Below are 22,650 nucleotides of genomic sequence, written 5' to 3' on the forward strand. Positions count from 1 at the left end.
ATGGCATTGCACGTGAAAAGATTGCGTTGGCCTCAGGCCACCAGGTAGCCGCCATCGACCGGTACGATGGCGCCGGTCATGAAGGAGGCCGCCGGTGAACACAGGAAGGCCACGACATTGCCGATGTCTTCCGGCTTGCCCCAGCGGCCCAGCGGCGTACGCGCGAGGATGGGGCCGGCACGCACCGGGTCATCCTGCAGGGCCTGGGTCAGCGGCGTGGCGATCCAGCCGGGGGCTACCGCATTGACGCGGATGCCGTCAGCCGCATAGGCGATGGCCAGCGACTTGGTCAGCTGCGCCACGCCGCCCTTGCTGGCGCTGTAGCCCGGCACCAGTCCGCCGCCGAAGAAGCTGAGCATGGACGCGGTATTGACGATGCAGCCACCGGATTGCTTCAGCAATGCGCGGCTGGCAGCGCAGACGCGCATGGTGCCGGTGAGGTTTACGGCGATGACCTGCTCGAAGACATCCGTTTCCAGTTCCTCGCCGCGCTTGATGATGCCGGCGCAGTTGACCACGATATCGAGTTGCGTGAGACCGCTCAGCACATTGCGTACGCTGTCTTCGCTGGCCACATTCATCTCCGCCAGGGTGATGCCGCTGCCCTCGAATGGCGCATGCGCAAAGGGCGGCAGGCCGGCAGCGATGACGCGTGCGCCCAGTGCGGCGAGCTGGCGTGCAACGGCTGCGCCGATGCCTTGGGTGCCGCCGGTCACGAGGGCGGTCTTGCCCTGAAGCAGGTCGGGAATGAAGCTCATGAAAGTTCCTTCTGGTGAGTGGCAGGAGACTGGCTGGATGCCGCTACCAGCGGGCGGCGGCATCGGGTCAGGCTACTGGGGCATGAAGCATTGCGTCATGCGGCGTGCGCCTCGATCGGTTTGTCCACCACGAACATGTAGACCAGCGCAGCGGCAAAGGCCACGGCGGCACTGATCAGCAGGGCATTGACGAAGGAGTGCGTCTGGTCCACCACCACGCCCGTGATGACGGGGGCCAGCGAGCCACCGAGATAGCCGCCGAAGTTCTGCATGCTGCCCAGCGAGGCCACCAGGCGGCGCGGAATGGCCACCGACACCAGCGCCCAGGCACCGCCGGAGGCCATGTTCACGAAGGCCATGGCCAGCGAGATGTAGACGATGGCCATGGTAGTGCTGGGCGTGTAGGCGGCCGGAATGGTGAAGGCGCCGGCACCGATCAGGCCCGCGCAGATCGGCCACTTGCGGCTGCGGATGGCGGGCATGCCGCGCTTCATCAGGCCATCGGCGATATAGCCCGAGGAGAGCATGCCCAGCGTGCCGAAGATGTAGGGGATCACCACCACCCAGCCGGTGCGGGCGATGGAGAGATGGCGTTCATGTTCCAGGTAGGCGGGCAGCCAGGTGAGGTACAGCCACACCATGTAGATCACGCCCATGAAGCCGAACAGCATGCCCCAAGTGGTGCGGTAGGTGAACAGACTCTTCCATTCGGCCCAGCTCAGCTTGGCATTGGCGTTGGGATTCTGGTCGTGGTCATCGGCGAGATAGAGCACTTCGGAAGGCGTGAGCTGGACTTCGTTGCGATTCCGGTAAAACAGGTACCAGCCCACTGAGACGGCGATGCCGAGCAAGCCCATGATGATGAACATCATGCGCCAGCCGAAGGACAGCATCAGGATCGTGAGGATCGGTGGGGCCAGTGCCGGGCCGATGGTGGAGGAGGCCACGAAGATGCCGGTTGGGCCGCCGCGCTCGCGCATGGCGAACCATTCGGAGACCACCTTGGCTCCTGCCGGGAACTGCGGCGCTTCACCCAGGCCGAGGAACACGCGCGCCACCAGGAATTGCTGCAGCGTATGGACGAAGCCGCCCGCCAGTTGCGCGAGCGACCAGACGAACATGCCCGCGCCCAGCATCACGCGCGCGCCGAACTTGTCGAGCATGGCGCCGATGGGCAGTTGCGAGAAGGCATAGGCCAGCGAGAAGGCCGACAGCAACAGGCCCATCTGCGAGGCCGAGAGGTTGAGCTCCTGGCTCACCGAATGATTGGCAATGGACAGCGTGCTGCGGTCCAGGTAGTTGACGATGCCCGCCAGCATCAGGAAGCTCAGTGCCACGAGCTGTATGCGTTTGAGCCGGGGGCTCTTTTCCTTTTGGACTTCCATGGGTTACGTCTCCAGTGTGAATGAGTCAATGTCATTGGCGTGCTTCGTGCCGGCTCCGTCTATTGCGGAGCTCGCTGTCGATGACATTGGCCGAAGCGTCATGCAAGGATGCAGTCTTGAGGACGGTGTGGAGTCCGTCCCTGCGTGTTGCTCGTCCGGCGCTGCCCGGGCGGCGGCTGCCTGCCCCGGCATGCGATCCTTGCTTGCCCGGATGATTCTGGTGGCCGAGCGGCAAGCCGCTCAGTAAGTTGCGCGTCCGCCCGAAAGATCGAACACCGCGCCGGTGTTGAAGCTGCAGGAACCGGAGCACAGCCATGCGCACATGTCGGCGACTTCATCGACGCTGCCCAGGCGATGCATGGGGCTCTTGGCGATCATGGTCTGCACATGGGCTGGCGACATCTGCTCCAGCAGCGCGGTCTTCACGGCGGCCGGTGCAATGGCGTTGACCAGCACGCCGGTCTCGGCCAGCTCCTTGCCCAAGGACTTGGTCAGCGCCAGTACGCCCGCCTTGGCGGCGCTGTAGGCCGAGGCATTGGGCGTGCCTTCCTTGCCGGCCAGCGAGGCGATGTTGACGATGCGTCCGCGTCCGGCCGCGCGCATGGCCGGCGTCACGCTGCGGCAGGCATGGAAGACACCCAGCAGGTTGACCTGCACGATGCGATGCCACTCACCGACGTCATACTCGTCCAGCGGCACGGTCGGACCGGCGTAACCGGCGTTGTTGATGAGGAAATCGATGCGCCCGGTGTCTGCCAGCAATCGCTGTGCGGCCTGCATGACCGCAGCGGCGTCGGTGATGTCGAGGCTTTCTTGCCGATAGGGCGAGGCCGGGTCGTGCAGCTGGTCCCAGACGACGACCTGCGCGCCGCCAGCGGCCAGGCGTGCGCTGATGGCTGCGCCGATGCCGCCATGGCCGCCGGTGACCACGGCCACGCAGCCGCCAAAGTCATGGGATGCGCGGGAATAAGTCATGTCATGCATCCTCAGCGCACGAAGCGATCGACGTAGTCGCTGCCCAGGCCGACCGCTTCATAGTGCTTGCGGCACATGTCGAGCTTGGTGAAGACATCCTCGTAGCCTTCGAACTTGCCCCAGGGGTCGCAATAGAACATGACGCCGGTGATGTGGAAGTAGGTGATCATCTCTTCCACGTCTTCGGGCACGTAGAGGGTGTGGGTCTCGCCCGGCGGTTCAAAGACGTAGCTGCCCTGTTCGGCGATCCAGTCATGTTCCAGATAGCGCCAGCGGCCTTTGAGCACCATGCCGTGCACCGGTGCCGGATGGCGGTGGCGCGACAGCACGCCGGACTTGCGCACGCGCAGCAGGTTGGTCCAGTAGCCCTGCGAGACATTCAGGCAGAGCGGACGGAACCAGACATTCTCGGCTTGCGGCACCCACACGCGTTCGTCCTCCGGGACCGCCGGATTGACCACGATCTCCAGTGGCGCTTCCTTGGGGTTGGGGAACTGGTAGGGCTTCATCTTCAGATCGGCGGGCATGGGGGTGCCGGTGGCTGTCATGTGGGGTCTCCTGATGTTCTTCTGTTGAATCCGGACTTTGTTCAATATATGGACAAAGCGTTCGCCATATGGTCAATGTCGACGATAGAAGACGGTGTGTCAATGGCGCTTCAGCCCGGACAGGCCCGCCAGAAAGCGAGCCGGAATCGCGTGCGCCGGTCTGCTCCACTGCAATTGCGCGCGCGTGCAGCGTCCGCAAGACGAGCCTGCAAGCTTGTGTGAGGATGCATGAAAATTATGCATGGCTGCCGTTCAAGCCAGCCTGCGGGAGAGCATGGGCGCGCTGCGAGAACGGCTGCGTTGCTGCCGCCGTGGGATCAGGCGATCAGGCCTCGGCCGGTCCGGACCAGTGCACCTGCGCGAAGGCTTCGGACAGAAAGTCCAGCATCGCCCTGACCTTGGCCGGGAGATGCGCGCGGCTGGGGTAGACCGCGTAGATGCCGAGGTCCGGCACGGTGTAGTCGGTGAGCAGCGGGACCAGTTGTCCGCTGCGCAGGTACTGGTCGATCATGAAGGTCGGCTGGCGCGTGATGCCGATGCCGCCCAGCGCTGCCTGCACGCAGCTGTCGCCATTGTTGACGTGCATGCGCGCATTGACGCGCACGCTCACCGGACCTTCCGGCCCGCTGAACTGCCACTCGTCCTTGCCGTGGTTGTAGCTGTAACTGATGATCTGGTGTTGTGCCAGCTCGTGCGGGTGGCGCGGCGTGCCATGCGCTTCCAGATAGGCGGGCGAGGCACAGATGGGCAGGCTGGTGCTGGTGAGCTTGCGGTGGATCAGCGTGGAATCGGCCAGACGGGCGATGCGGATCGCCAGGTCATAGCCTTCGTCGATGATGTCGACGATGCGGTCCGAGAGGGTGATGTCCAGTTCCACTTCCGGATGGCGTTCCAGGAAGATCGGCCACAGCGGTGCCAGGTGCAGGATGCCGAAGGTCACGGGAGCATTGATGCGCAGCAGGCCGGCGGGTTTGGCGCTGCCGGCCAGCAGCAGGTCATCGGCTTCTTCCAGCGCTGCAACTATCTGCTTGCAGCGTTCCAGGTAGAGGCTGCCGGCTTCGGTCAGCGAGAGCCGCCGGGTGGTCCGCTGCATCAGGCGCGAACCCAGGCGCGCTTCCAGTTCCAGTACCGTGCGTGAGACGGCGGCCTTGGAGATGCCCAGCGCATCGGCCGCCTTGACGAAGCTGCCGAGGTCGGCCACGGCGATGAAGCATTCGATTTCACGCAGTTTGTTCAAATCGTGTTTTCCCCGAGAGGGCGCTGCGCTGGCCCCCCCCGGAACAGACGGCGGCTCAGGCAGCTGCCGGAAGTTGTGCCAGCAGGCGGGCGCCGGTGCCGAAGGCGAAGGCGTCCATGCGCAGGCTATGATACGTCGAACCGCTGTCGAGGTGTACCAGCTGTGTCCAGTCATCGGCCGCGCCCATGGCGAAGAACAGGCTCAGCAGGTGTTCGTCGCTGGGATGCGTGCGCACTGCATGCGGGGCGGTGGTCCGGTAGCCGAACAGGGCCTGCAGGTCGCCGGCCTGCATGCGGTCGAGGAACCAGCGCAGGAATTCCAGCGTATGCGGGGCATCGCCGCCCTCGATCTCGTTGCGGCGCAGTTCGCGCAGGTTGTGCGTGAAGCTGCCCGAGCCGATCAGCAGGATGCCTTCCTTGGCCAGCGGCGCCAGCAGGCGGCCAACCTGATAGTGATATTCAGGCGGCTGCTGCGATTGCAGCGACAGCTGGATCACCGGCACATCGGCTTGCGGATAGAGATAGCGCAGCGGCACCCAGGCGCCGTGATCGAGGCCCCAGCCGCCATCGGTATTGGCCGGCAGGCCGCCGTCGCGCAGGCGTTGCGCTACATGCTCGGCCAGCGCCGGTGCACCGGGGGCGGGATAGTCCAGTTCATAGAGTTCCTGCGGGAAACCACCGAAGTCATGGATCACGCGCGGCTTGGCCTGGTTGCCCACGCGCGGCGTGAACGTCTCCCAGTGCGGCGACACCATCACGATGCCACGCGGACGCGGCAGCGTCGCACCGATGCTGGCCAGCAGCGGCCCGGTGCGGCCCGGTTCGACGGCCAGCATGGGCGAGCCGTGCGAGACGAACAGCGAGGGCAGGGGAAGGCTATCGACGGTGCTGGAGAGAGTGGACACGGTGGACATGATGGTTTCCTTGTGAATCGCTATAAACGATATAAAACATTTAAAACATTTAAAAAATTTAAAACGTTTGGAACATCGACTGCTTTGATGCGGTTTGAAACTTTGTCGCCGGCTGGCGTGCGCCGGGCACGGGCCCGGCGCTGATCCTGCGAGAGATTGTTGGCTGATGATGCCATCAATGCGCTATCAGCGCTGCGCTTTACGCTTCAGGGCAAATGCGCCATCACCCAGCAGGAACACGGCAATCAGGCCGACGATCCAGAGCGCCAGGTATTCCCAGCCGCCCTTGGGATTGGTGAAGAAGAAGCCGGCCTTGCCATGCACCAGCACGATCGCGCCCAGCAGGTCCGCTGCCAGCGGCAGGGCCAGCCAGCGACCGTAGAAGCCCAGCACCAGCGCGATGCCGCCCACCACTTCCAGTGCCATGACCGGATAGGCGAACCAGCCCGGCACGCCCAGCGAGGCGAAGAAGCCGACGGTCCCGGCGGGTGTGAAGACGAACAGTTTCAGGCCGGCGTGGACCAAAAAGAAAATGCCCATGGTGACGCGCAGCAGGAAGGCGGCGTAGTCGGCACGGGTGTTGACGGTAATGGTGGTCATGGTGATCCCGGAAAAGTGTGGAGTGGATGAAGGATGGCGAGCGTTGCGCTTTTGCTTTTTCTTGCATGCGCAACGGCAGTCGCCAAGTCCACACTGTAGGGAAGAAGGCCGGCCGGATAAACCGGTGGCGGCGGGATGGATTGTCTTGGAGAAGTTGACAATCCATCCGCGCCGGAGAGCATCAGTCTTCGCTGTCGCGCGAGACCGGCTTGGCTTCCTCGCGGCGGTTGTAGCCGGCCACCATGTCGAATCGGAACAGTCGGCATTCCAGGGCACCGTTGAAGAACGGGGTCTTGCGGGCTTCCTTGAGGCGCATCAGCTTGGGCAGGCCGAGGTCGGCCGAGAACAGGAATACGCTCCACCCCGCAAAGCGCTGCTTCAGGGTGCTGGAGAAGGCGCTGAAGAACTGCGTGAACAATTCCTCGGTCGGCAAGGCACGGTCGCCGCGCACGCCGATACGTTCACCGTAGGGCGGATTGGAGAGAATGATGCCGACCAGCGGCTTGCCCTCGGCATCGACCGGCGGCTTGATTTCCTGTGCTTCGATCTGCTTCAGCGGCACTTCGAAATGCACGCCGGCGCGCACCAGGTTCTTGCGGGTCAGTTCCACCATGTCGCCGGAGATGTCGCTGCCGAACAGCGTGGGCGTGGTCGGAATCGGATTGGGTTTGAAATCGCCCTTGATGGCGAACCAGGCATCGGCATCAAAGTTGCTGAACTTCTCGAAGGCGAAGCGGCGGCGCGCGCCCGGCGGCACGCCGGCGATGATCTGCGCGGCCTCGGCCAGGATGGTGCCGGAACCGCACATGGGATCGAACAGCGGCACGCCCGGCTTCCAGCCGGCGGTGCGCAGCAGGCCTGCAGCGAGGTTCTCGCGCAGCGGCGCATCACCGGTTTCTTCGCGCCAGCCGCGCTTGAACAGTGCCTCGCCCGAGGTATCGAGATAGACCGTGAAATTGTGGGCATCGACGAAACCGGCGATGCGCATGTCAGGCGTGCGCGTGTTCACCGAAGGACGCAGCTTGAACTGGTCCAGGAAGCGGTCGCAGATCGCATCCTTGATCTTGAGGGTGCTGAACTCCAGGCTGCGCAGGGGCGACTTCACGGCGGTCAGGTCGACGCGGATGGTGTGCGAGACCTTGAACCAGTCTTCCCAGGCTTGCGCCAGGGTGAGGTCGTAGATGTCGTTCTCGTTCTTGTAGGAACCATGGCCCATGCGCAGCAGCACGCGGCTGGCGATGCGCGAGTGCAGGTTCATCTGGTAGGCCGCCAGCAGGGTGCCGGAGCAGTGCACGCCACCGGGAACCTGGTTGTGCACCTTGAGGTTGGCGGCAGGGCCGGCGTGCTGGGCGATCTCGTTGAGTTCTTCCGCCAGGGCCGTTTCCAGGCCGCGCGGGCAGGGACAGAAGTAAGAGTAATTGGTGTCGGGAGCTTGCATGGGAGTACCTTTTATCCGTTGGAAAACAAAGTAACAAAAATGAAAAAAGCCGGACTGCGCGGGTCGCTGCGCAGTCCGGCGTCATTGTACGCTGGCCGCTCAGCCTTTCGCGAAGGCACGCTCGATGAAGTCCAGGCGATCCTGGCCCCAGTAGCCTTCACCGTCGTAGACGTACCACGGCGCACCGAAGATGCTGGCGGCATTCGCTTCATCGGTGAAGCGGTCGAATTCGGCCTGCACGCTGGCCGTTTCAGCCGACTTCAGCAGGGCCGCGCCATCGTGGTCATTGGCATTGGCGATGGCGACCAGGGTGTCGTGGTCGGCGATGTTGCGTTGTTCTTCCCACACGGCACGCATGATGGCGCCGGTCAGGCGCAGTGCGGCGGCGGTGCCGTGAGCCAGCTGGGTGGCGATGATCAGGCGCGCCGCATTGTCGCTGTTGACCGGGAAATAGGTCGGCTGCAGCACCATGGGCTTGCCCAGGAATTCGCTCCAGCGTGCCAGTTCCTTGAGGCGATAGGCCTGGCGCTGCGGTGCGCGCTTGGCCAGCGGCAGGCCGCCGGAGACTCCGAAGATCTTGGACAGATCGAAGGGCTTGGGCAGGATCTGCACCTGGTATTTTTCGGCGAGGGCGACGAAACGATCGTGGCCCAGGTAGGCGAACGGTGAATGCGGCGCGAAGAAGTACTCACAGACTTTGCTCATGACCGGCTCCGGAAGGATGAGTGTGGAATGTAGCGGACGAAGACTGCTGAGATAGTTGCAGAATGATCAGAACGGCTTGACCACCACCAGGATCACGATAGCCAGCATCAGCAGCACCGGCACTTCGTTGAACCAGCGATACCAGACGTGGCTGCGCACGTTCTTGCCGTGTTCGAATTTCTTGAGCAGCGAGCCGCAGGCGTGCTGGTAGCCGATCACCAGCACCACCAGGAACAGCTTGGCATGCAGCCAGCCATTGCCGGGGCCCTTCCAGAACGACCAGGTGATGGCCAGCAGCCACACGCCCAGCACCAGCGCCACCAGCGAGATCATGCCGGTGAAGCGGTACAGGCGGCGCGCCATGCCCAGCAGGCGCTCGCGCGCGACCAGGTCGGTTTCCTGCGCCAGGTTCACGAAGATGCGCGGCAGGTAGAACAGGCCGGCGAACCAGGAGGCGATGAAGACGATGTGCAGGGCTTTGATCCAGAGCATGGCTATCCTTGTCGTACGTGATGGCTTGGGGGGGGGGGTGGCGTGCGTGTGTCTTACTGGCGGACCTGTCCCTGGCCCAGCACCACGTATTTCAGCGAGGTCAGTCCTTCCAGTCCCACCGGGCCGCGTGCATGCAGCTTGTCGTTGGAGATGCCGATCTCCGCGCCCAGGCCGTATTCGAAGCCATCGGCAAAGCGGGTCGAGGCATTGACCATGACCGAGGCCGAATCCACTTCGCGCAGGAAACGCATGGCGCGCGAGTAGTCCTCGGTGATGATGCTGTCGGTGTGCTGCGAAGAATGGCGATTGATGTGCTCGATGGCCTCATCCATGTCGGCCACCACTTTCACGGCCAGGATGGGGGCCAGGTATTCGGTGTCCCAATCCTCTTCGGTGGCCGCCTTGAGCAGCGGGTAGCCGGCCAGGATCTCGGCGGCTTCCGGATCGCAGCGCAGTTCCACTTCCTTGACGCGATACAGTTCGGACAGCGGCGGCAGGATGGCGGCGGCGATGTTGCGCGATACCAGCAGGGTTTCCATGGTGTTGCAGGTGCCGTAGCGATGGCACTTGGCATTGAAGGCCACATCGAGTGCCTTGCGGGTGTCGGCCTTGTCGTCGATGTAGACGTGGCAGATGCCGTCGAGGTGCTTGATCATCGGCACCTTGGCTTCCTTCATGAGGCGCTCGATCAGGCCCTTGCCGCCGCGCGGGACGATCACGTCCACGTATTCCTGCATGGTGATGAGCGCACCCACGGCAGCACGGTCGGTGGTCTCGACTACCTGCACTGCCTGTTCCGGCAGACCGGCACCGGCCAGTCCTTCCTTGACCAGCTTGGCCAGCGCCTGGTTGCAATGGATGGCTTCAGAGCCGCCGCGCAGGATGGTGGCGTTGCCGCTCTTGATGCACAGGCCGGCGGCATCGACCGTCACGTTCGGACGGGCTTCGTAGATGATCCCGATCACGCCCAGCGGCACGCGCATCTGGCCGACCTGGATGCCGGTGGGGCGGTACTTCATGTTGCTGATCTCGCCGATGGGATCGGGCAGGGAGGCGATCTGCTCCAGGCCTTCGGCCATGGTGGCGATGGCCTTGTCGGACAAGGTCAGGCGATCCAGCATGGCTTCGGCCAGACCGTTGGCGCGGGCAGCGTCCAGGTCCAGCGCATTGGCCGCACGCAGGGCGTCAGCGTCGCGGCGGATGGCGGCCGCGATCAGCAGCAGCGCCTGGTTCTTGGCAGCGGTATCGGCGCGCGCCATGGCGCGCGAGGCAGCACGGGCCTGCTGGCCGATGCGGTTCATGTAGAGGTCGATGTTTTCCATGCAGTTTTCTCCGGGGCGCGATGCGCGCGTCGGGTTCGATGTTCGGTATTCGATGTGCCGGGTGTACGGCCGGATCAGCGTCCGCGTGCCAGCTTCAGGCCCAGTTGCAGCAAGGCATCCCACGGGTCGCCGGCAAAGCTGCGGGCACGCAGGCCCTTGACCATGCGGTCCACCAGGGCCGCTTCCTGCAGCGCCTGTTCCAGCGCGGCCAGGCTGATGCGGCGCAGGGCCGGCTCCATCAGGCGTTCACGAGGGCCCCAGATGCGGTATTCCTTCAACAGGGCGCCCACGGGTTTGCCCTGGGCCATGCCGGATTTGAGCTTGAGCAGGGTGCGGATTTCTTCGGTGACCGCCCACAGCACCAGCGGCAGCGCCTCGCCTTCGCCCTTCAAGCCGTCCATCATGCGCGTCAGGCGCGCGATGTCGCCCGAGAGCATGGCTTCGTTGAGTTTGAAGACGTCATAACGCGCCACGTTCAGCACCGCGTCTTGCACCTGTTCGAAACTGAGCTTGCCCGGCGGATGCAGCAGCGCCAGCTTCTGGATCTCCTGGTGTGCGGCCAGCAGGTTGCCCTCCACGCGATCCGCGATGAAATCCAGGCAGGCCCGGTCGGCGCTCTGCTGCTGGGCCGCCAGGCGGTTGCCGATCCAGGCCGGCAGCTGTGCGCGTTCCACCAGCGGAATGTCGATGTAGACCGCCGCCTGCTGCAGGGCACCGACCCAGGCCGCTTTCTGCGTGGCCCAGTCCAGCTTGGGCAGGCTGATGATGGTCAGATTGTCGGGCGAGAGATTGGCGGCGTAATCCTGCAGCGCCTGGCCGCCATCCTTGCCGGGCTTGCCGGTGGGGATGCGCAGCTCGATCAGTTTCTTGTCGCCGAACAACGATTGCGACTGGTTGGCCGCCAGCAGCTCACCCCACTTGAAGCTGCGCTCCACCACCAGTACCTCGCGCTCGGTATAGCCGTTGGCGCGGGCACTGCGGCGGATCTTGTCCGCCGCTTCCAGCGCCAGCAGGTGCTCGTCGCTGGCGATCACGTAAAGCGGGGCCAGCGATTTGCCGAGATGGGCGTCCAGGGAGTCGTGGCGCAGTTGCATGCTGATTCCGCGTGCCGCTCAGGAGTCCGAGTCGGCCGCGGCCTTCTCGTTCTTGATGGCGGTCTTGGAGGCCGACAGGCGACGCAGGATCTGCTGCACCAGGTCGGACTGCATGTCGCGGTAGAGCAGCACTTCCTCGGCCTGCTTGGCCAGTTCCTGGTTCTCGTCATAGGTGATGACGCGGCGCAGGGTGATGGCCGTCGGCGGGATCAGGATGACGCCCTTGGCATCGGTGACGGAGAAGGTGAAGCGCTGGAACAGCGCGTATTCACGCACGCGGCCGTTGGTGTTCAGGGTCAGCACCTGGCGGTCGCGGGAATCGGCCAGCACCTTCAGGTTGGCTTCGGCCTCCTTGGGTTCGGACAGCACCTTGGCACCGCTGGCCTCGATGTTGCGCTTGAGTTCCACCCCGACCGCCGAGTTGGGCGCGAAGCCCAGGTAGATGGTCTTGAAGGGCAGGTCAGCCGCGCCGCGCATATGGAAGCCGCAGGCCGTGAGCATCACGGCCGCCGCCACCAGCAGCAGCCATTGCGAGAAACGCTTGATTTGGACTTGAGCGTGCATGGAGTTCCGTCGTTAAGGTTGGGCCGGATCAGGCAACGATGTTGACCAGCTTGCCCGGCACCACGATCACCTTCTTCGGTGCGCCGGTCAGGAATTTCTTGACGTCTTCGTTGGCCAGCGCGGCGGCTTCGATGGCGGCCTTGTCGGCATCCTTCGGCACGGTGACTTCGCCGCGCAGCTTGCCGTTGACCTGCACCACCAGCTTCAGTTCGCTCTGTTCCAGCGCGGCCGCATCGACTTGCGGCCAGGCCGCGTCGAGGATGTCGCCCTGCGCCTGGGCATAGCCCAACTGCTGCCACAGCACATGGGTGATGTGCGGAGCCACCGGGTTCAGCACGCGCAGGAAGATCGAGAAGCACTCGGCGATCACTGCATCACCGGCCGCACCGGCCGCTGGCTTGGCAGCTTCCAGCGTGTTGAGCATCTTCATGCAGGCCGAGACCACGGTGTTGTACTGGATGCGCTTGAAGTCGTTGTCGGCTTGCTGCAGGACCTTGTGCACTTCGCGGCGCAGGGTCTTCAGAGCATCATCGAGCTGGGCGGCATCGAGTGCACCGGCGGCGGTGATGCGCGCAGCGTTGTTGTAGCCGAAGGCCCAGACGCGGCGCAGGAAGCGGTTGGCGCCTTCCACACCGGCACCGGACCATTCCAGGGTCTGCTCCGGCGGCGAGGCGAACATGGTGAACAGGCGCGCCGTATCGGCACCGTACTGGTCGATCTGCGCTTGCGGGTCGATGCCGTTGTTCTTGGACTTGGACATCTTCTCGGTGCCGCCGATCATGACCGGCTGGCCGTCTTCCTTCAGCACGGCCGAGACCGGACGGCCCTTGTCGTCGAAGGACAGGTCCACGTCAGCCGGGTTGTACCAGGTCTTCTTGCCGGCGGCGTCTTCGCGATAGTAGGTCTCGTTCAGGACCATGCCTTGCGTGAGCAGGTTGGTGAAGGGCTCGTCGAACTTGACCAGGCCGAAGTCGCGCATGACCTTGGTCCAGAAGCGTGCGTACAGCAGGTGCAGCACGGCGTGTTCGATGCCGCCGATGTACTGGTCCATGGGCATCCAGTAATCGTTGCGGGAGTCGACCATCGCCTCGTTGCTGCCCGGCGAGGTATAGCGCATGTAGTACCAGGACGAATCCACGAAGGTGTCCATGGTGTCGGTTTCGCGGCGGGCCGGCTTGCCGCAGCAGGGGCAGTCGACCTTGAGGAATTGCTCATGCTTGTTGAGCGGATTGCCGCTGCCGTCCGGCACGCAGTCTTCCGGCAGCACGACCGGCAGGTCCTTCTCGGGCACCGGCACGTCGCCGCAATCCGGGCAGTGGATGATGGGGATGGGGGTGCCCCAGTAACGCTGGCGCGAGATGCCCCAGTCGCGCAGGCGGAAGGTCACCTTCTTCTCGCCCAGGCCCTGTGCGGCCAGATCGGCGGCGACCGCATCGACGGCGGCCTGATAGCCCAGCCCATCGTACTTGCCGGACGCGATGGTCTTGCCGGCTTCCTTGTCGCCGTACCATTCTTCCCAGGCTTCGGTGGAGTAGGTCTTGCCTTCCACGGCGATGACCGGCTTGATCGGCAGATTGTATTTGCGGGCGAAGGCGAAGTCGCGCTCGTCATGCGCCGGCACGCCCATCACGGCACCGTCGCCGTAGGTGATGAGCACATAGTTGCCGACCCAGACTTCGACCTGCTCGCCGGTCAGCGGATGGGTGACGAACAGGCCGGTCGGCATGCCCTTCTTTTCCATGGTCGCCATGTCGGCTTCGATCACGCTGCCTTGCTTGCATTCGGCGATGAAGGCTTGCAGGGCCGGGTTGTTTTCTGCGGCGAGGGTGGCCAGCGGGTGTTCCGGGGCCACGGCGCAGAAGGTCACGCCCATGATGGTGTCGGCGCGAGTGGTGAAGACGAACAGCTTGCCGTCGTTGATCAGCTGGCCGTCCGCGCCCTTGATCTGGTGCGGGAAGGCGAAGCGCACGCCGGTGGACTTGCCGATCCAGTTGGCCTGCATCAGGCGCACGCGCTCGGGCCAGCCGGGCAGCTTGGTCTCGACGTGTTCCAGCAGTTCGTCGGCGTAGTCGGTGATCTTGGCGTAGTACATCGGGATCTCGCGCTTTTCGATCACGGCACCCGAGCGCCAGCCACGGCCGTCGATGACCTGCTCGTTGGCCAGCACGGTCTGGTCGATCGGATCCCAGTTCACGGTCCCGGTCTTCTTGTAGATGATGCCCTTCTCCAGCATCTTCAGGAACATCCACTGGTTCCACTTGTAGTACTCGGGACGGCAGGCCGTCATCTCGCGCGACCAGTCGATGGCCAGGCCCATCGACTGCATCTGCGACTTCATATATTCAATATTGGAATAAGTCCACTGCGCCGGCGGCACGCCATTGGCCATGGCGGCGTTTTCGGCGGGCATGCCGAAGGCATCCCAGCCCATGGGCATCAGGACGTTGTAACCGTTCATGCGCAGGTAGCGATACATCACATCGTTGATGGTGTAGTTGCGCACGTGGCCCATGTGCAGCTTGCCGGAGGGGTAGGGCAGCATCGAGCAGGCGTAGAACTTCTTCTTGTCGCGGCCTTCCTTGTCGCGGGCGTTTTCGACGGTCTTGTAGGCGTCGATGGCGTTCCAGTGCTGCTGTGCGGACTGTTCAACTTCGGCTGGGCTGTATTTATCTTGCATGACGGGCTGATACGGATGGAATTCGGTTGGGAGGGGACTGCAATTCGAAACCCTGCATTATACCGGCTCACCGCCCCGGCGCGGCATTCCGGCCCGCCCTTGCGCGGCCCCCGCGCCGCCCCGCCCGAAAAAAAGCCCGCCTCGGTGAAGAGGCGGGCCAAGACCCCTGTGCCTGAGCAGGGCGGCAGCAGGGATAGCAGCTACACGGTTCCCGCCTGCGAGGGGGCGACGGACTGGGATGGTGCGCTGACCAGCATGAAGGCTGGCGTGACGTATGAAACCATCGGCAACGGCGGCGTGGCGTGTTCTCGAAATACTTCTTGTTAATTCTCGAAAAATTGTGAAAAAGCAATTTTTTATTGAGGTTGGCTTGAATTTGGCTGCTTCGTTTGACGGGAGATGGAAAGTCGCTGTGAGCCAGCATTTGTGAGGTTTTCGTTCACATTCCACACGGTTTGATGGTCATGAGGGCGTAACAATCGGGCGGCATCATGAAATCGTTTTCATTTGCCCCGGAAACCCCGTGCGTCCGTCCATCAAACAAGTTGCCCATCTGGCTGGCGTCTCCATTGCCACCGTGTCCCGCCTGCTCAACAAGCCGGGGTCGGTCAGTGCGGAAACCGCCGAGAAGATCCATCGCAGCATCGCCGAACTGGGGTTCCGTCCCAATTTCACCGGCCGCAACTTGCGCGCCGGCAATTCGCGCACGGTCGGGGTGGTGGTGCCAACCCTGTCCAACACGGTGTTCGCCCAGTGCCTGCAAGGCATCGAGCTGGCCGCACGCGCGCTGGACTACTCGGTCATGTTCACCACCACCGAATACCTGCCCGAGGATGAATCGGCGGCGGTGGAGTTGCTGCTGGGCCATCGCGTCGATGGCGTGATCCTGACGGTGGCCGATGCCGGTGCCAATGCCACGCTGGACCTGCTGGAGCGCGAGCGCATTCCCTTCGTGCTGGCCTACAACCAGCTGGCCGCTGCCGCAGCCGATGCGGATGCCGAGGCCGCCACGCATCGCGCTTCGGTCTCGGTGGACAACCGCGCTGCCGCCTGCGATGCCGTCAGCCACCTGATCGGGCTGGGGCATCGCCGCATCCAGATGCTGTCGGGGCGCTTCAATGCGTCCGACCGCGCCATGCAGCGCTACTGCGGTTATCTCGATGCCATGCAAGCGGCCGGTCTGGCGCCGCTGCCGGCCATCGAGGTCGAGCGCCACACGCTCACCGCGGCTACCGATTACCAGCAGATGATGGCCGACCCCTTGCATCGCCCTACTGCGCTGTTCTGTTCCAACGACCTGCTGGCCCTGAGCGCCATGCGCGATCTGCGCGCGCTGGGCTTGCAGGTGCCGGAGGATATCTCGGTGATGGGCTTCGACGGCATCCCTGTCGGGGCGCTGATGCAGCCGGTGCTGGCCAGCGTGGTGCAGCCCTCCGAGCAGATCGGCGATGTCGCCCTGCGCACGCTGGTCGATGCCATCGAGCGCGCGCTGCCGGCCGCTGCGGCGGTCGAGGAGGCGCCGGTGCCGGTCATCGCCGGGGGGCGCCACATCCTTCCGCATACGCTGCGCGAAGGGGGCTCGGTAGCACCGCCTGCACCGGCCTCTTGCTGATGCTGATGTCGTCAAGAATTTGTTGTGCCCTCGTTGTTCAACCCTTAGGAAAGGATCTGACATGTTCCTGAAACGTGTTATTCAAACTGCTGCCGGCGCGCTGTTGCTGTCGGCTTCCCTGGCCGCTTCGGCCCAGACCGCGATCTGCTACAACTGTCCGCCCGAGTGGGCGGACTGGGCTGCGCAGATCAAGGCCATCAAGGACAAGACCGGCATCACCGTGCCGCCCGACAACAAGAACAGCGGCCAGGCCCTGGCCCAGCTGACGGCCGAGAAGGCCAGCCCGGTGGCGGATTTCACCTACCTGGGCGTGTCCTTCGGCATCGAAGCGAAGAACAAGGACCTGGTGGCCGCCTACAAGCCGGCCCACTGGAACGATATCCCCAACGGACTGAAGGATCCTGACGGTTACTGGGTCACCATCCACTCCGGCACCATGGGCATCATGGTCAACGTCGATGCCTTGAAGGGCAAGCCCGTGCCCAAGTCCTGGGCCGACCTGCAGAAGCCCGAGTACAAGGGCCTGATCGGCTATCTCGACCCGGCTTCGGCCTTCGTCGGCTATGTCGGCGCGGTGGCGATCAACCAGGCCATGGGCGGCACGCTGGACGATTTCTCGCCGGCCATCACCTTCTTCAAGAACCTGCAGAAGAACCAGCCCATCGTGCCCAAGCAGACTTCCTATGCACGCCTGATCTCGGGTGAAATTCCCATCCTGCTGGGCTATGACTTCGACGCCTATCGCGCCAAATACAAGGATCACGCCAACGTGGCGTTCGTGATTCCCTCGGAAGGCACCGTCACCGTGCCCTACGTGGTCTCGCTGGTGAAGAACGGACCGCACCAGGCTGAAGCGAAGAAGGTGCTGGACTTCCTGCTGTCCGACCAGGGCCAGGCGATCTGGGCCAATGCCTACCTGCGCCCGGTGCGTGCGGCGGCGATGTCGAAGGAAGCCGAAGCGCGTTTCCTGCCGGCCTCGGAATACGCCCGCGCCAAGGCGGTGGACTACGGCAAGATGGCCGAAGCCCAGCGCAAGTTCGGCGAGCGCTACCTGGCCGAAGTACGCTGAATGCAGACCGCAGGAGCAAGCATGAAGAGCATGATTCCCCCGGCGTCCGGCGCGCCGACCCCGCTGGCCGGCCAGCCGCCGGCGGCGCGTCCGCGCGCGGCCGGCAACGGTGTCTGGCTGTGGTTCGCCGTCCCCGGCCTGACCCTGTTCTGCGCCTTCTGGCTGCTGCCCATGGTGCGGCTGGTCGGCGTGGGTGCCTCGGGACCGGACGGCGCGATGGCCTACCTGTCGGTGCTGACCAACCGCCATTACTTCACCAGCCTGATGTCCACGCTGGCGCTGTCGGCAGTGGTCACGGTCGCCACGCTGGCCATCTCGGTGTTCGTCGGCTTGTTCCTGCAACGTAATCGTTTTCCTGGCCAGTCGGTGTTGCTGGCCATGCTGACCTTCCCGCTGGCATTTCCCGGCGTGGTGGTCGGCTTCATGGTCATCATGCTGGCCGGACGCCAAGGGCTCATCGGTGCCTTCACCAACTGGCTCTTTGGCGAATCGCTGGTGTTCGCGTATTCGCTGGCGGGGCTGTTCCTGGGTTACCTGTATTTCTCGATTCCGCGCGTGATCCTCACCGTCGTGGCCGCCGCTGAAAAACTCGATCCCTCGCTGGAAGAAGCGGCACGCTCGCTCGGTGCCAAGCCGTGGCAGGTGCTGCTGCACGTGGTGCTGCCCGCACTGCTGCCGGCGCTCATTTCATCGGGGGCGATCTGCTTTGCCACCAGCGTCGGTGCCTTCGGGACCGCCTTCACGCTGGCAGCCAATATCGATGTGCTGCCCATGACCATCTACAACGAATTTACCGGCTACGCCAACTTCGCCACGGCGGCCTCGCTGTCCATCGTGCTGGGCCTGATCACCTGGGCGGTGCTGGCACTGGCGCGTTCGCTCACCGGCAGCGGCGTGGCCGCTGCGGCATAAGGAAGAGCCATGCAAAATCGTTTCCGTTTTTACCTGCAGCTGGGATTCACGCTGCTGGTGTGCGCCTTCCTGGTGGTGCCGGTGGTGCTGTCGATGCTGGCCGGCGTGACCGAGAATTTCTTCGTCGGCTTGTCCAGCGGACTGACGCTGCGCTGGGTGGCCCAGGTGTGGGAGATGTACCAGCCCACCATCTGGCGCTCGCTCATCATCGCGCTGGCCTGCCTGGCGGTGACCCTGGTGGCCGGCGTGCCGCTGGCCTATATGCTGGCGCGCTATCGCGGCGGCCACAGCCGCCTGGCGCGCGTCATCGAAGAGTTGCTCATGATGCCGGTGGCTGTGCCGGGCCTGGCCACAGCACTGGCGCTGATCATGGCTTATGGCCAGTTGCGCGGGTTCCGCGCCAGCATTCTCTTCATCCTGGTCGGCCACGTGATCTTCACGCTGCCCTTCATGGTGCGCCCGGTGCTGGCGGTGATGCAGTCCTCGCAGCTGGCCCAGCTGGAAGAAGCCGCCGCCAGCCTGGGGGCGGGGCGGATGCGCCGCTTCTTCGGCATCGTCATTCCCAATGCCGCCTCGGGCATCCTGGCCGGGGCGCTGATGGTGGTCACGCTTTCCATCGGCGAATTCAACATCACCTGGATGCTGCACACGCCGCTGACCCAGACCCTGCCGGTGGGCCTGGCCGATGCCTATGCATCGATGCGGCTGGAGGTGGGATCGGCCTATACGCTGATCTTCTTTTTCATGATCATTCCGCTCCTGATCGGCATGCAGTGGGCGACCCAGGCAACACGCAAGAAAGTCAGTCTATGAAGCCCAAGCAAGAAGCCGTTTCCATCCGCCTGCAGCAATGCGCCAAGTCCTTCGCCAATGGCACGCGTGCGCTGCAGCCGCTGGACCTCGATATCCATCCCGGTGAAACCCTGGTCCTGCTCGGTCCCTCGGGCTGCGGCAAGACTACCACGCTGCGCATGATCGCCGGGCTGGAGTTTCCCGATGAAGGCGGGCGCGTGTTCTTCGGCGACGAAGACGTGACCGCACTGCCGATTGAAAAGCGTGGCGTGGGCATGGTGTTCCAGAACTATGCGCTGTTCCCCAACATGAGCGTGGGCGAGAACATCGCCTATGGCATGAAGATCCGCAAGATCCCCGCCGGCGAACGTGCCGAGCGCGTCGAGCGCCTGCTGGAGATGGTGCATCTGCAAGGCCTTTCGCATCGCCGCGTGGACCAGCTTTCGGGCGGCCAGAAGCAGCGTGTGGCCCTGGCGCGCGCACTGGCGATGGAGCCGCGCGTGCTGCTGCTGGACGAACCGCTGACGGCACTCGATGCCAAGCTGCGCGAAGCTGTGCGCAGTGACCTCAACAAGCTGCTGCGCAGCCTCGGCATCACCGCCATCTATGTCACCCACGACCAGGGCGAGGCCATGGCGCTGGGCGACCGCATCGTGGTCATGGAACGCGGCAAGATTTCGCAGATCGGCACCCCGCGCGAGATCTACTATCATCCCGCCAATGACTTCGTGGCCGATTTCATCGGGGCGATGAATCGCGTGCAAGGTATCGTTTCTGGAGATAGATTGCTGTTGCCCACAGGGAGCCTGCCGCTGCTCGACAAGCTCGATGCGGCCCAGCAGGGGCAGCAGGCCTGTGCCATGTTCCGTCCCGAAGATGTCGAGGTGGTGGATGTCACCGAAGCCGATGCGCAGTGCGTGCGCGGCAAGCTGCTCAACACCTTCTTCCTCGGCGACCGTACCCGTTTTGAAATCGAGATTGGTACTGAGCGTCCGGTCATTGCCGAGACCAGCCGCCGTGGCTGGTGGGAAGCCGGCCAGCAAATCGCCATCCGCTTGCCGGCCGAAGCACTGGTAAAACTGGCACCGCGTGCCGAGAAGGAGACCGCATGATCCTGGGACAGATTTCCGACCTGCACATCAAGACCGATGGCAAGAAATCCTATCGCGTGGTGGATACCGCCGAAGCACTGCGCCGCTGCGTGCGGCAGGTCAATGCCTTGAAGCAGAAGCCGGACGTGCTGGTCATCACCGGCGACCTGGTGGACTTCGGCAAGCCCTCCGAATATGCCTGCCTGCGTGACCTGCTGGCACCGCTGACCATGCCGTATTACCTGTTGCCGGGCAACCATGACGAGCGCAATGCGCTGCGCGCGGCTTTCCCGGAGCACACCTATCTGCAGCAGGGGGGCGAGCGCATCGAGTATGTGATCGAGGATCATCCGGTGCGCATCATCGCGCTCGATACCGTGATCCCGCGCGCCAGCGGCGGCGAGCTGGCTACTTCCAGCCTGCTGTGGCTGGATGAGGTACTGGCCCAGCAGCCGGAACGGCCGACCGTGATCGCCATGCATCACCCGCCCTTTACCACCGGCATCGGGCACATGGATGACATGGGGCTGGCCGATCCGCAGGCATTGGAGGCGGTGGTGCGCAAGCATCCGCAGGTTGAACGCATCCTGTGCGGCCACCTGCATCGCTCCATCCAGCGCCGCTTTGGCGGGACGCTGGCGACGACCTGTCCGGGCGTGTCACATCAGGTGCAACTGGACCTGGATCCGCAAGCACCTTCCTGCTTCGTCATGGAGCCGCCGGGATTCCAGCTGCACTGGTGGGATGCGGCTGCGCAGAGCCTGGTCAGCCATACGGCCTTCATCGGGGAATTCGATGGGCCGTATCCGTTTTATGATGGGGATGAGTTGATTGATTGAATGTTTGATTGATCTCTTTGAGAGATCAATCAGGGCCGCCGCAGCGATGGGGGAGATGAATGGAAAACGCCAGGATCACTTCCACACCAGCGCAATGACCGGCGGCTCGCCATAATCCTCGCAGCGGTCATTGATGGCCGTGCAGCAGAATTCCACATCTTCCACCAAGTCCGGCAGGCGCTGGTGCAGCTCGGCGCTGTGGCTGATCTCGATGGTCAGCACTTCCTTGGGTTTGAGCGTGAACTTGCACATGCCGTCCTCATCGCGCAGGTAGGACAGGCAATCGACCCAGGCATCCATGCTGCGGCCATAGAAATCCGGGAAGCCGAAGGCGGCTGCGCTCTCGGTATGGAAACTGTCCCAGTCGGTGATGCGGTCGCCCGCCAGTTGTACGGTGGCCATGCCTGCTCTCTTTCAGTTTGCTTGTCGGTTGCTCTTGCCGCCGCCCTTGGGGTCGGTGACGAAACCCAGCTTGGTCAGCCCCGCACCCTGCGCGGCCGACATCACTTCGGCGATCATTTCATAACGGGTCGACTTGTCGGCGCGCAATTGCAGCTCGGGCTGCGGTTTCTTGGCCGCAGCAGCCGCCAGACGCGTCTCCATGTCCGCTTCGCTGACCGGCTGGTCGTTCCAGTACAGCTTGCCGGCGGCATCGATGCCCAGCGTGATGGTCTCCGGTTTTTCCGGGGCCGGGTTGGACTGCGCGGTGGGCAGGTCCAGCTTCAGGGCGTGGGTGAACATGGGCGCGGTGATGATGAAGATCACCAGCAGGACCAGCATCACGTCCACCATCGGGGTGACGTTGATGTCGGCCATCGGGGCCGAGTTCTGGTTGTCGTTGAATCCGCCGAAACTCATGTGGGACTCCTCTCGGATCGGGTGTCGAAAAAATTATTTGCGCATGCCGCCGACGCGCTCGCCGGTGGTCAGGTAGGCATGCAGGTCATGTGCGAAGCCATCCAGTTCGGCCAGCACCACGCGGTTGATGCGGGTGAAGGCGTTGTAGGCCAGCACGGCCGGGATCGCCACCAGCAGGCCCAGCGCGGTCATGATCAGCGCCTCGCCCACGGGACCGGCGACCTTGTCGATCTGCACCGTGCCGCTGGCTGAGACCGCCACCAGCGCGTGGTAGATGCCCCAGACGGTACCGAACAGGCCCACGAAGGGCGCGGTCGAGCCGACCGAGGCCAGCAGCGTCAGACCGCGTTCCAGCCGCGCCGAGACGCGGTTGATTTCACGGCGCAGGGTGCGCGTGATCAGCTCGCCCGGATCGGTCGCGGCGTTGAGCGACGGCGTGCCCTGCTGGCGCGTGCCGATGTCGGCCGCTTCGGCGGCACGCTCGGCCATGGGGGTGTAGATCTGTTCGCTGTCCAGGCGCTGCATGGCGGCGGTGGCGTCGGCCAGGGTCGGGGCCTGCCAGAATTGTTCGAGGGCATTGCTGCCACGGCGGATGCGCCAGGCGGCCCAGGCCTTGGAGAGGATGTAGAACCAGCTGGCGATCGACATCAGCAACAGCAGATAGGCCACCGAGTGCGAAACGGCATCGCCTTGGGCCCAGTAGTGGGCAAATCCAACGTTCTGTTCCATGGTAGGTGCTTTCGGGAAAGACGCCGCGCGCACGCGGCAG

Annotated in this window: 23 protein-coding genes; 6 read left to right on the forward strand and 17 right to left on the reverse strand. The window is 63.9% G+C overall.

Features of this window, described 5'->3' with window-relative positions:
• Nucleotides 1-32: 32 nt before the first annotated feature.
• From E2K99_RS03260 to leuS, 14 genes are all read right to left on the reverse strand, one after another.
• Nucleotides 33-758 (reverse strand): SDR family NAD(P)-dependent oxidoreductase, encoded by a 726-nt coding sequence (locus tag E2K99_RS03260; protein WP_134221336.1) that lies wholly within the window; start codon nucleotides 756-758, stop codon nucleotides 33-35.
• 95 nt (nucleotides 759-853) lie between these two features.
• On the reverse strand, nucleotides 854-2,143 hold the full coding sequence (locus E2K99_RS03265) for an MFS transporter (RefSeq protein WP_134221337.1): 1,290 nt from the start codon (nucleotides 2,141-2,143) through the stop codon (nucleotides 854-856).
• Nucleotides 2,144-2,383: 240 nt separating this feature from the next.
• Entirely contained in the window at nucleotides 2,384-3,118 is a 735-nt protein-coding gene (locus E2K99_RS03270; RefSeq protein ID WP_134221338.1) for an SDR family NAD(P)-dependent oxidoreductase, read from the reverse strand.
• Nucleotides 3,119-3,129: 11 nt separating this feature from the next.
• Entirely contained in the window at nucleotides 3,130-3,666 is a 537-nt protein-coding gene (locus E2K99_RS03275) for a 2,4'-dihydroxyacetophenone dioxygenase family protein (protein ID WP_121042930.1), read from the reverse strand.
• A gap of 325 nt (nucleotides 3,667-3,991) precedes the next feature.
• Nucleotides 3,992-4,903, reverse strand: coding sequence for a LysR family transcriptional regulator (locus E2K99_RS03280; protein ID WP_121042932.1), 912 nt, complete (start codon nucleotides 4,901-4,903; stop codon nucleotides 3,992-3,994).
• Between the two features lie 55 nt (nucleotides 4,904-4,958).
• Entirely contained in the window at nucleotides 4,959-5,816 is an 858-nt protein-coding gene (locus tag E2K99_RS03285) for a dioxygenase family protein (RefSeq protein WP_134221339.1), read from the reverse strand.
• Between the two features lie 186 nt (nucleotides 5,817-6,002).
• Nucleotides 6,003-6,416 (reverse strand): DoxX family protein, encoded by a 414-nt coding sequence (locus tag E2K99_RS03290; protein WP_134221340.1) that lies wholly within the window; start codon nucleotides 6,414-6,416, stop codon nucleotides 6,003-6,005.
• 181 nt (nucleotides 6,417-6,597) lie between these two features.
• Nucleotides 6,598-7,854 (reverse strand): THUMP domain-containing class I SAM-dependent RNA methyltransferase, encoded by a 1,257-nt coding sequence (locus E2K99_RS03295; protein WP_121042938.1) that lies wholly within the window; start codon nucleotides 7,852-7,854, stop codon nucleotides 6,598-6,600.
• Nucleotides 7,855-7,953: 99 nt separating this feature from the next.
• On the reverse strand, nucleotides 7,954-8,559 hold the full coding sequence (locus E2K99_RS03300; protein ID WP_121042939.1) for a 2-hydroxychromene-2-carboxylate isomerase: 606 nt from the start codon (nucleotides 8,557-8,559) through the stop codon (nucleotides 7,954-7,956).
• Between the two features lie 66 nt (nucleotides 8,560-8,625).
• The gene (locus E2K99_RS03305; protein ID WP_008325441.1) at nucleotides 8,626-9,051 is read right to left on the reverse strand and encodes a CopD family protein; all 426 of its coding nucleotides are present in this window, start codon (nucleotides 9,049-9,051) and stop codon (nucleotides 8,626-8,628) included.
• A gap of 53 nt (nucleotides 9,052-9,104) precedes the next feature.
• Nucleotides 9,105-10,373 carry a glutamate-5-semialdehyde dehydrogenase gene (locus E2K99_RS03310; RefSeq protein ID WP_134221341.1) on the reverse strand — a complete coding sequence of 423 codons (1,269 nt, stop codon included), beginning with the start codon at nucleotides 10,371-10,373 and terminating at the stop codon, nucleotides 9,105-9,107.
• Between the two features lie 74 nt (nucleotides 10,374-10,447).
• Nucleotides 10,448-11,467, reverse strand: coding sequence for a DNA polymerase III subunit delta (holA, locus tag E2K99_RS03315; RefSeq protein ID WP_121042941.1), 1,020 nt, complete (start codon nucleotides 11,465-11,467; stop codon nucleotides 10,448-10,450).
• Between the two features lie 18 nt (nucleotides 11,468-11,485).
• Nucleotides 11,486-12,031 carry an LPS-assembly lipoprotein LptE gene (locus E2K99_RS03320; protein WP_051057643.1) on the reverse strand — a complete coding sequence of 182 codons (546 nt, stop codon included), beginning with the start codon at nucleotides 12,029-12,031 and terminating at the stop codon, nucleotides 11,486-11,488.
• A gap of 28 nt (nucleotides 12,032-12,059) precedes the next feature.
• Entirely contained in the window at nucleotides 12,060-14,708 is a 2,649-nt protein-coding gene (gene leuS / locus E2K99_RS03325) for a leucine--tRNA ligase (RefSeq protein WP_134221342.1), read from the reverse strand.
• Between the two features lie 523 nt (nucleotides 14,709-15,231).
• On the opposite strand from leuS, the gene E2K99_RS03330 reads away from it, so the two are divergent.
• The 6 genes from E2K99_RS03330 to E2K99_RS03355 all read left to right on the forward strand — a co-directional run bounded on the left by E2K99_RS03330 (nucleotide 15,232) and on the right by E2K99_RS03355 (nucleotide 21,023).
• Nucleotides 15,232-16,320, forward strand: coding sequence for a LacI family DNA-binding transcriptional regulator (locus tag E2K99_RS03330; RefSeq protein ID WP_134221343.1), 1,089 nt, complete (start codon nucleotides 15,232-15,234; stop codon nucleotides 16,318-16,320).
• Between the two features lie 61 nt (nucleotides 16,321-16,381).
• On the forward strand, nucleotides 16,382-17,389 hold the full coding sequence (locus E2K99_RS03335; RefSeq protein WP_034338144.1) for an ABC transporter substrate-binding protein: 1,008 nt from the start codon (nucleotides 16,382-16,384) through the stop codon (nucleotides 17,387-17,389).
• Nucleotides 17,390-17,410: 21 nt separating this feature from the next.
• Nucleotides 17,411-18,301 (forward strand): ABC transporter permease, encoded by an 891-nt coding sequence (locus tag E2K99_RS03340; RefSeq protein WP_134221344.1) that lies wholly within the window; start codon nucleotides 17,411-17,413, stop codon nucleotides 18,299-18,301.
• Nucleotides 18,302-18,310: 9 nt separating this feature from the next.
• Nucleotides 18,311-19,114: an ABC transporter permease gene (locus E2K99_RS03345; RefSeq protein ID WP_134221345.1), complete on the forward strand. Its 804-nt coding sequence runs from the start codon at nucleotides 18,311-18,313 to the stop codon at nucleotides 19,112-19,114.
• Nucleotides 19,111-20,205 carry an ABC transporter ATP-binding protein gene (locus E2K99_RS03350; RefSeq protein WP_134221346.1) on the forward strand — a complete coding sequence of 365 codons (1,095 nt, stop codon included), beginning with the start codon at nucleotides 19,111-19,113 and terminating at the stop codon, nucleotides 20,203-20,205. Before E2K99_RS03345 ends, E2K99_RS03350 begins: the two co-directional genes overlap by 4 nt.
• The gene (locus E2K99_RS03355; protein ID WP_134221347.1) at nucleotides 20,202-21,023 is read left to right on the forward strand and encodes a phosphodiesterase; all 822 of its coding nucleotides are present in this window, start codon (nucleotides 20,202-20,204) and stop codon (nucleotides 21,021-21,023) included. Before E2K99_RS03350 ends, E2K99_RS03355 begins: the two co-directional genes overlap by 4 nt.
• Before the next feature lie 75 nt (nucleotides 21,024-21,098).
• Here the strand turns inward: E2K99_RS03355 and E2K99_RS03360 are convergent, their stop codons facing one another.
• Genes E2K99_RS03360 through E2K99_RS03370 form a run of 3 tightly spaced genes read right to left on the reverse strand, consistent with a single transcriptional unit; the run spans nucleotide 21,099 to nucleotide 22,610 of the window.
• Complete coding sequence (locus tag E2K99_RS03360; RefSeq protein ID WP_134221348.1) at nucleotides 21,099-21,425, reverse strand: barstar family protein; 327 nt, start codon at nucleotides 21,423-21,425, stop codon at nucleotides 21,099-21,101.
• 12 nt (nucleotides 21,426-21,437) lie between these two features.
• On the reverse strand, nucleotides 21,438-21,881 hold the full coding sequence (locus E2K99_RS03365) for an ExbD/TolR family protein (protein WP_134221349.1): 444 nt from the start codon (nucleotides 21,879-21,881) through the stop codon (nucleotides 21,438-21,440).
• A 33-nt stretch (nucleotides 21,882-21,914) separates the two neighbouring features.
• Complete coding sequence (locus tag E2K99_RS03370) at nucleotides 21,915-22,610, reverse strand: MotA/TolQ/ExbB proton channel family protein (protein ID WP_034341031.1); 696 nt, start codon at nucleotides 22,608-22,610, stop codon at nucleotides 21,915-21,917.
• Nucleotides 22,611-22,650 lie beyond the last annotated feature (40 nt).

The organism is Herbaspirillum huttiense (assembly GCF_004367745.1).
GTDB lineage: Bacteria > Pseudomonadota > Gammaproteobacteria > Burkholderiales > Burkholderiaceae_D > Herbaspirillum > Herbaspirillum huttiense.

Coding starts and splice junctions, on each gene's coding strand:
- E2K99_RS03260 (WP_134221336.1), bottom strand. CDS start 758: ATGAGCTTCATTCCCGACCTGCTTCAGGGCAAGACCGCCCTCGTGACC.
- E2K99_RS03265 (WP_134221337.1), bottom strand. CDS start 2,143: ATGGAAGTCCAAAAGGAAAAGAGCCCCCGGCTCAAACGCATACAGCTC.
- E2K99_RS03270 (WP_134221338.1), bottom strand. CDS start 3,118: ATGACTTATTCCCGCGCATCCCATGACTTTGGCGGCTGCGTGGCCGTG.
- E2K99_RS03275 (WP_121042930.1), bottom strand. CDS start 3,666: ATGACAGCCACCGGCACCCCCATGCCCGCCGATCTGAAGATGAAGCCC.
- E2K99_RS03285 (WP_134221339.1), bottom strand. CDS start 5,816: ATGTCCACCGTGTCCACTCTCTCCAGCACCGTCGATAGCCTTCCCCTG.
- E2K99_RS03290 (WP_134221340.1), bottom strand. CDS start 6,416: ATGACCACCATTACCGTCAACACCCGTGCCGACTACGCCGCCTTCCTG.
- E2K99_RS03295 (WP_121042938.1), bottom strand. CDS start 7,854: ATGCAAGCTCCCGACACCAATTACTCTTACTTCTGTCCCTGCCCGCGC.
- E2K99_RS03300 (WP_121042939.1), bottom strand. CDS start 8,559: ATGAGCAAAGTCTGTGAGTACTTCTTCGCGCCGCATTCACCGTTCGCC.
- E2K99_RS03305 (WP_008325441.1), bottom strand. CDS start 9,051: ATGCTCTGGATCAAAGCCCTGCACATCGTCTTCATCGCCTCCTGGTTC.
- E2K99_RS03310 (WP_134221341.1), bottom strand. CDS start 10,373: ATGGAAAACATCGACCTCTACATGAACCGCATCGGCCAGCAGGCCCGT.
- holA (WP_121042941.1), bottom strand. CDS start 11,467: ATGCAACTGCGCCACGACTCCCTGGACGCCCATCTCGGCAAATCGCTG.
- E2K99_RS03320 (WP_051057643.1), bottom strand. CDS start 12,031: ATGCACGCTCAAGTCCAAATCAAGCGTTTCTCGCAATGGCTGCTGCTG.
- leuS (WP_134221342.1), bottom strand. CDS start 14,708: ATGCAAGATAAATACAGCCCAGCCGAAGTTGAACAGTCCGCACAGCAG.
- E2K99_RS03335 (WP_034338144.1), top strand. CDS start 16,382: ATGTTCCTGAAACGTGTTATTCAAACTGCTGCCGGCGCGCTGTTGCTG.
- E2K99_RS03340 (WP_134221344.1), top strand. CDS start 17,411: ATGAAGAGCATGATTCCCCCGGCGTCCGGCGCGCCGACCCCGCTGGCC.
- E2K99_RS03345 (WP_134221345.1), top strand. CDS start 18,311: ATGCAAAATCGTTTCCGTTTTTACCTGCAGCTGGGATTCACGCTGCTG.
- E2K99_RS03350 (WP_134221346.1), top strand. CDS start 19,111: ATGAAGCCCAAGCAAGAAGCCGTTTCCATCCGCCTGCAGCAATGCGCC.
- E2K99_RS03355 (WP_134221347.1), top strand. CDS start 20,202: ATGATCCTGGGACAGATTTCCGACCTGCACATCAAGACCGATGGCAAG.
- E2K99_RS03360 (WP_134221348.1), bottom strand. CDS start 21,425: ATGGCCACCGTACAACTGGCGGGCGACCGCATCACCGACTGGGACAGT.
- E2K99_RS03365 (WP_134221349.1), bottom strand. CDS start 21,881: ATGAGTTTCGGCGGATTCAACGACAACCAGAACTCGGCCCCGATGGCC.
- E2K99_RS03370 (WP_034341031.1), bottom strand. CDS start 22,610: ATGGAACAGAACGTTGGATTTGCCCACTACTGGGCCCAAGGCGATGCC.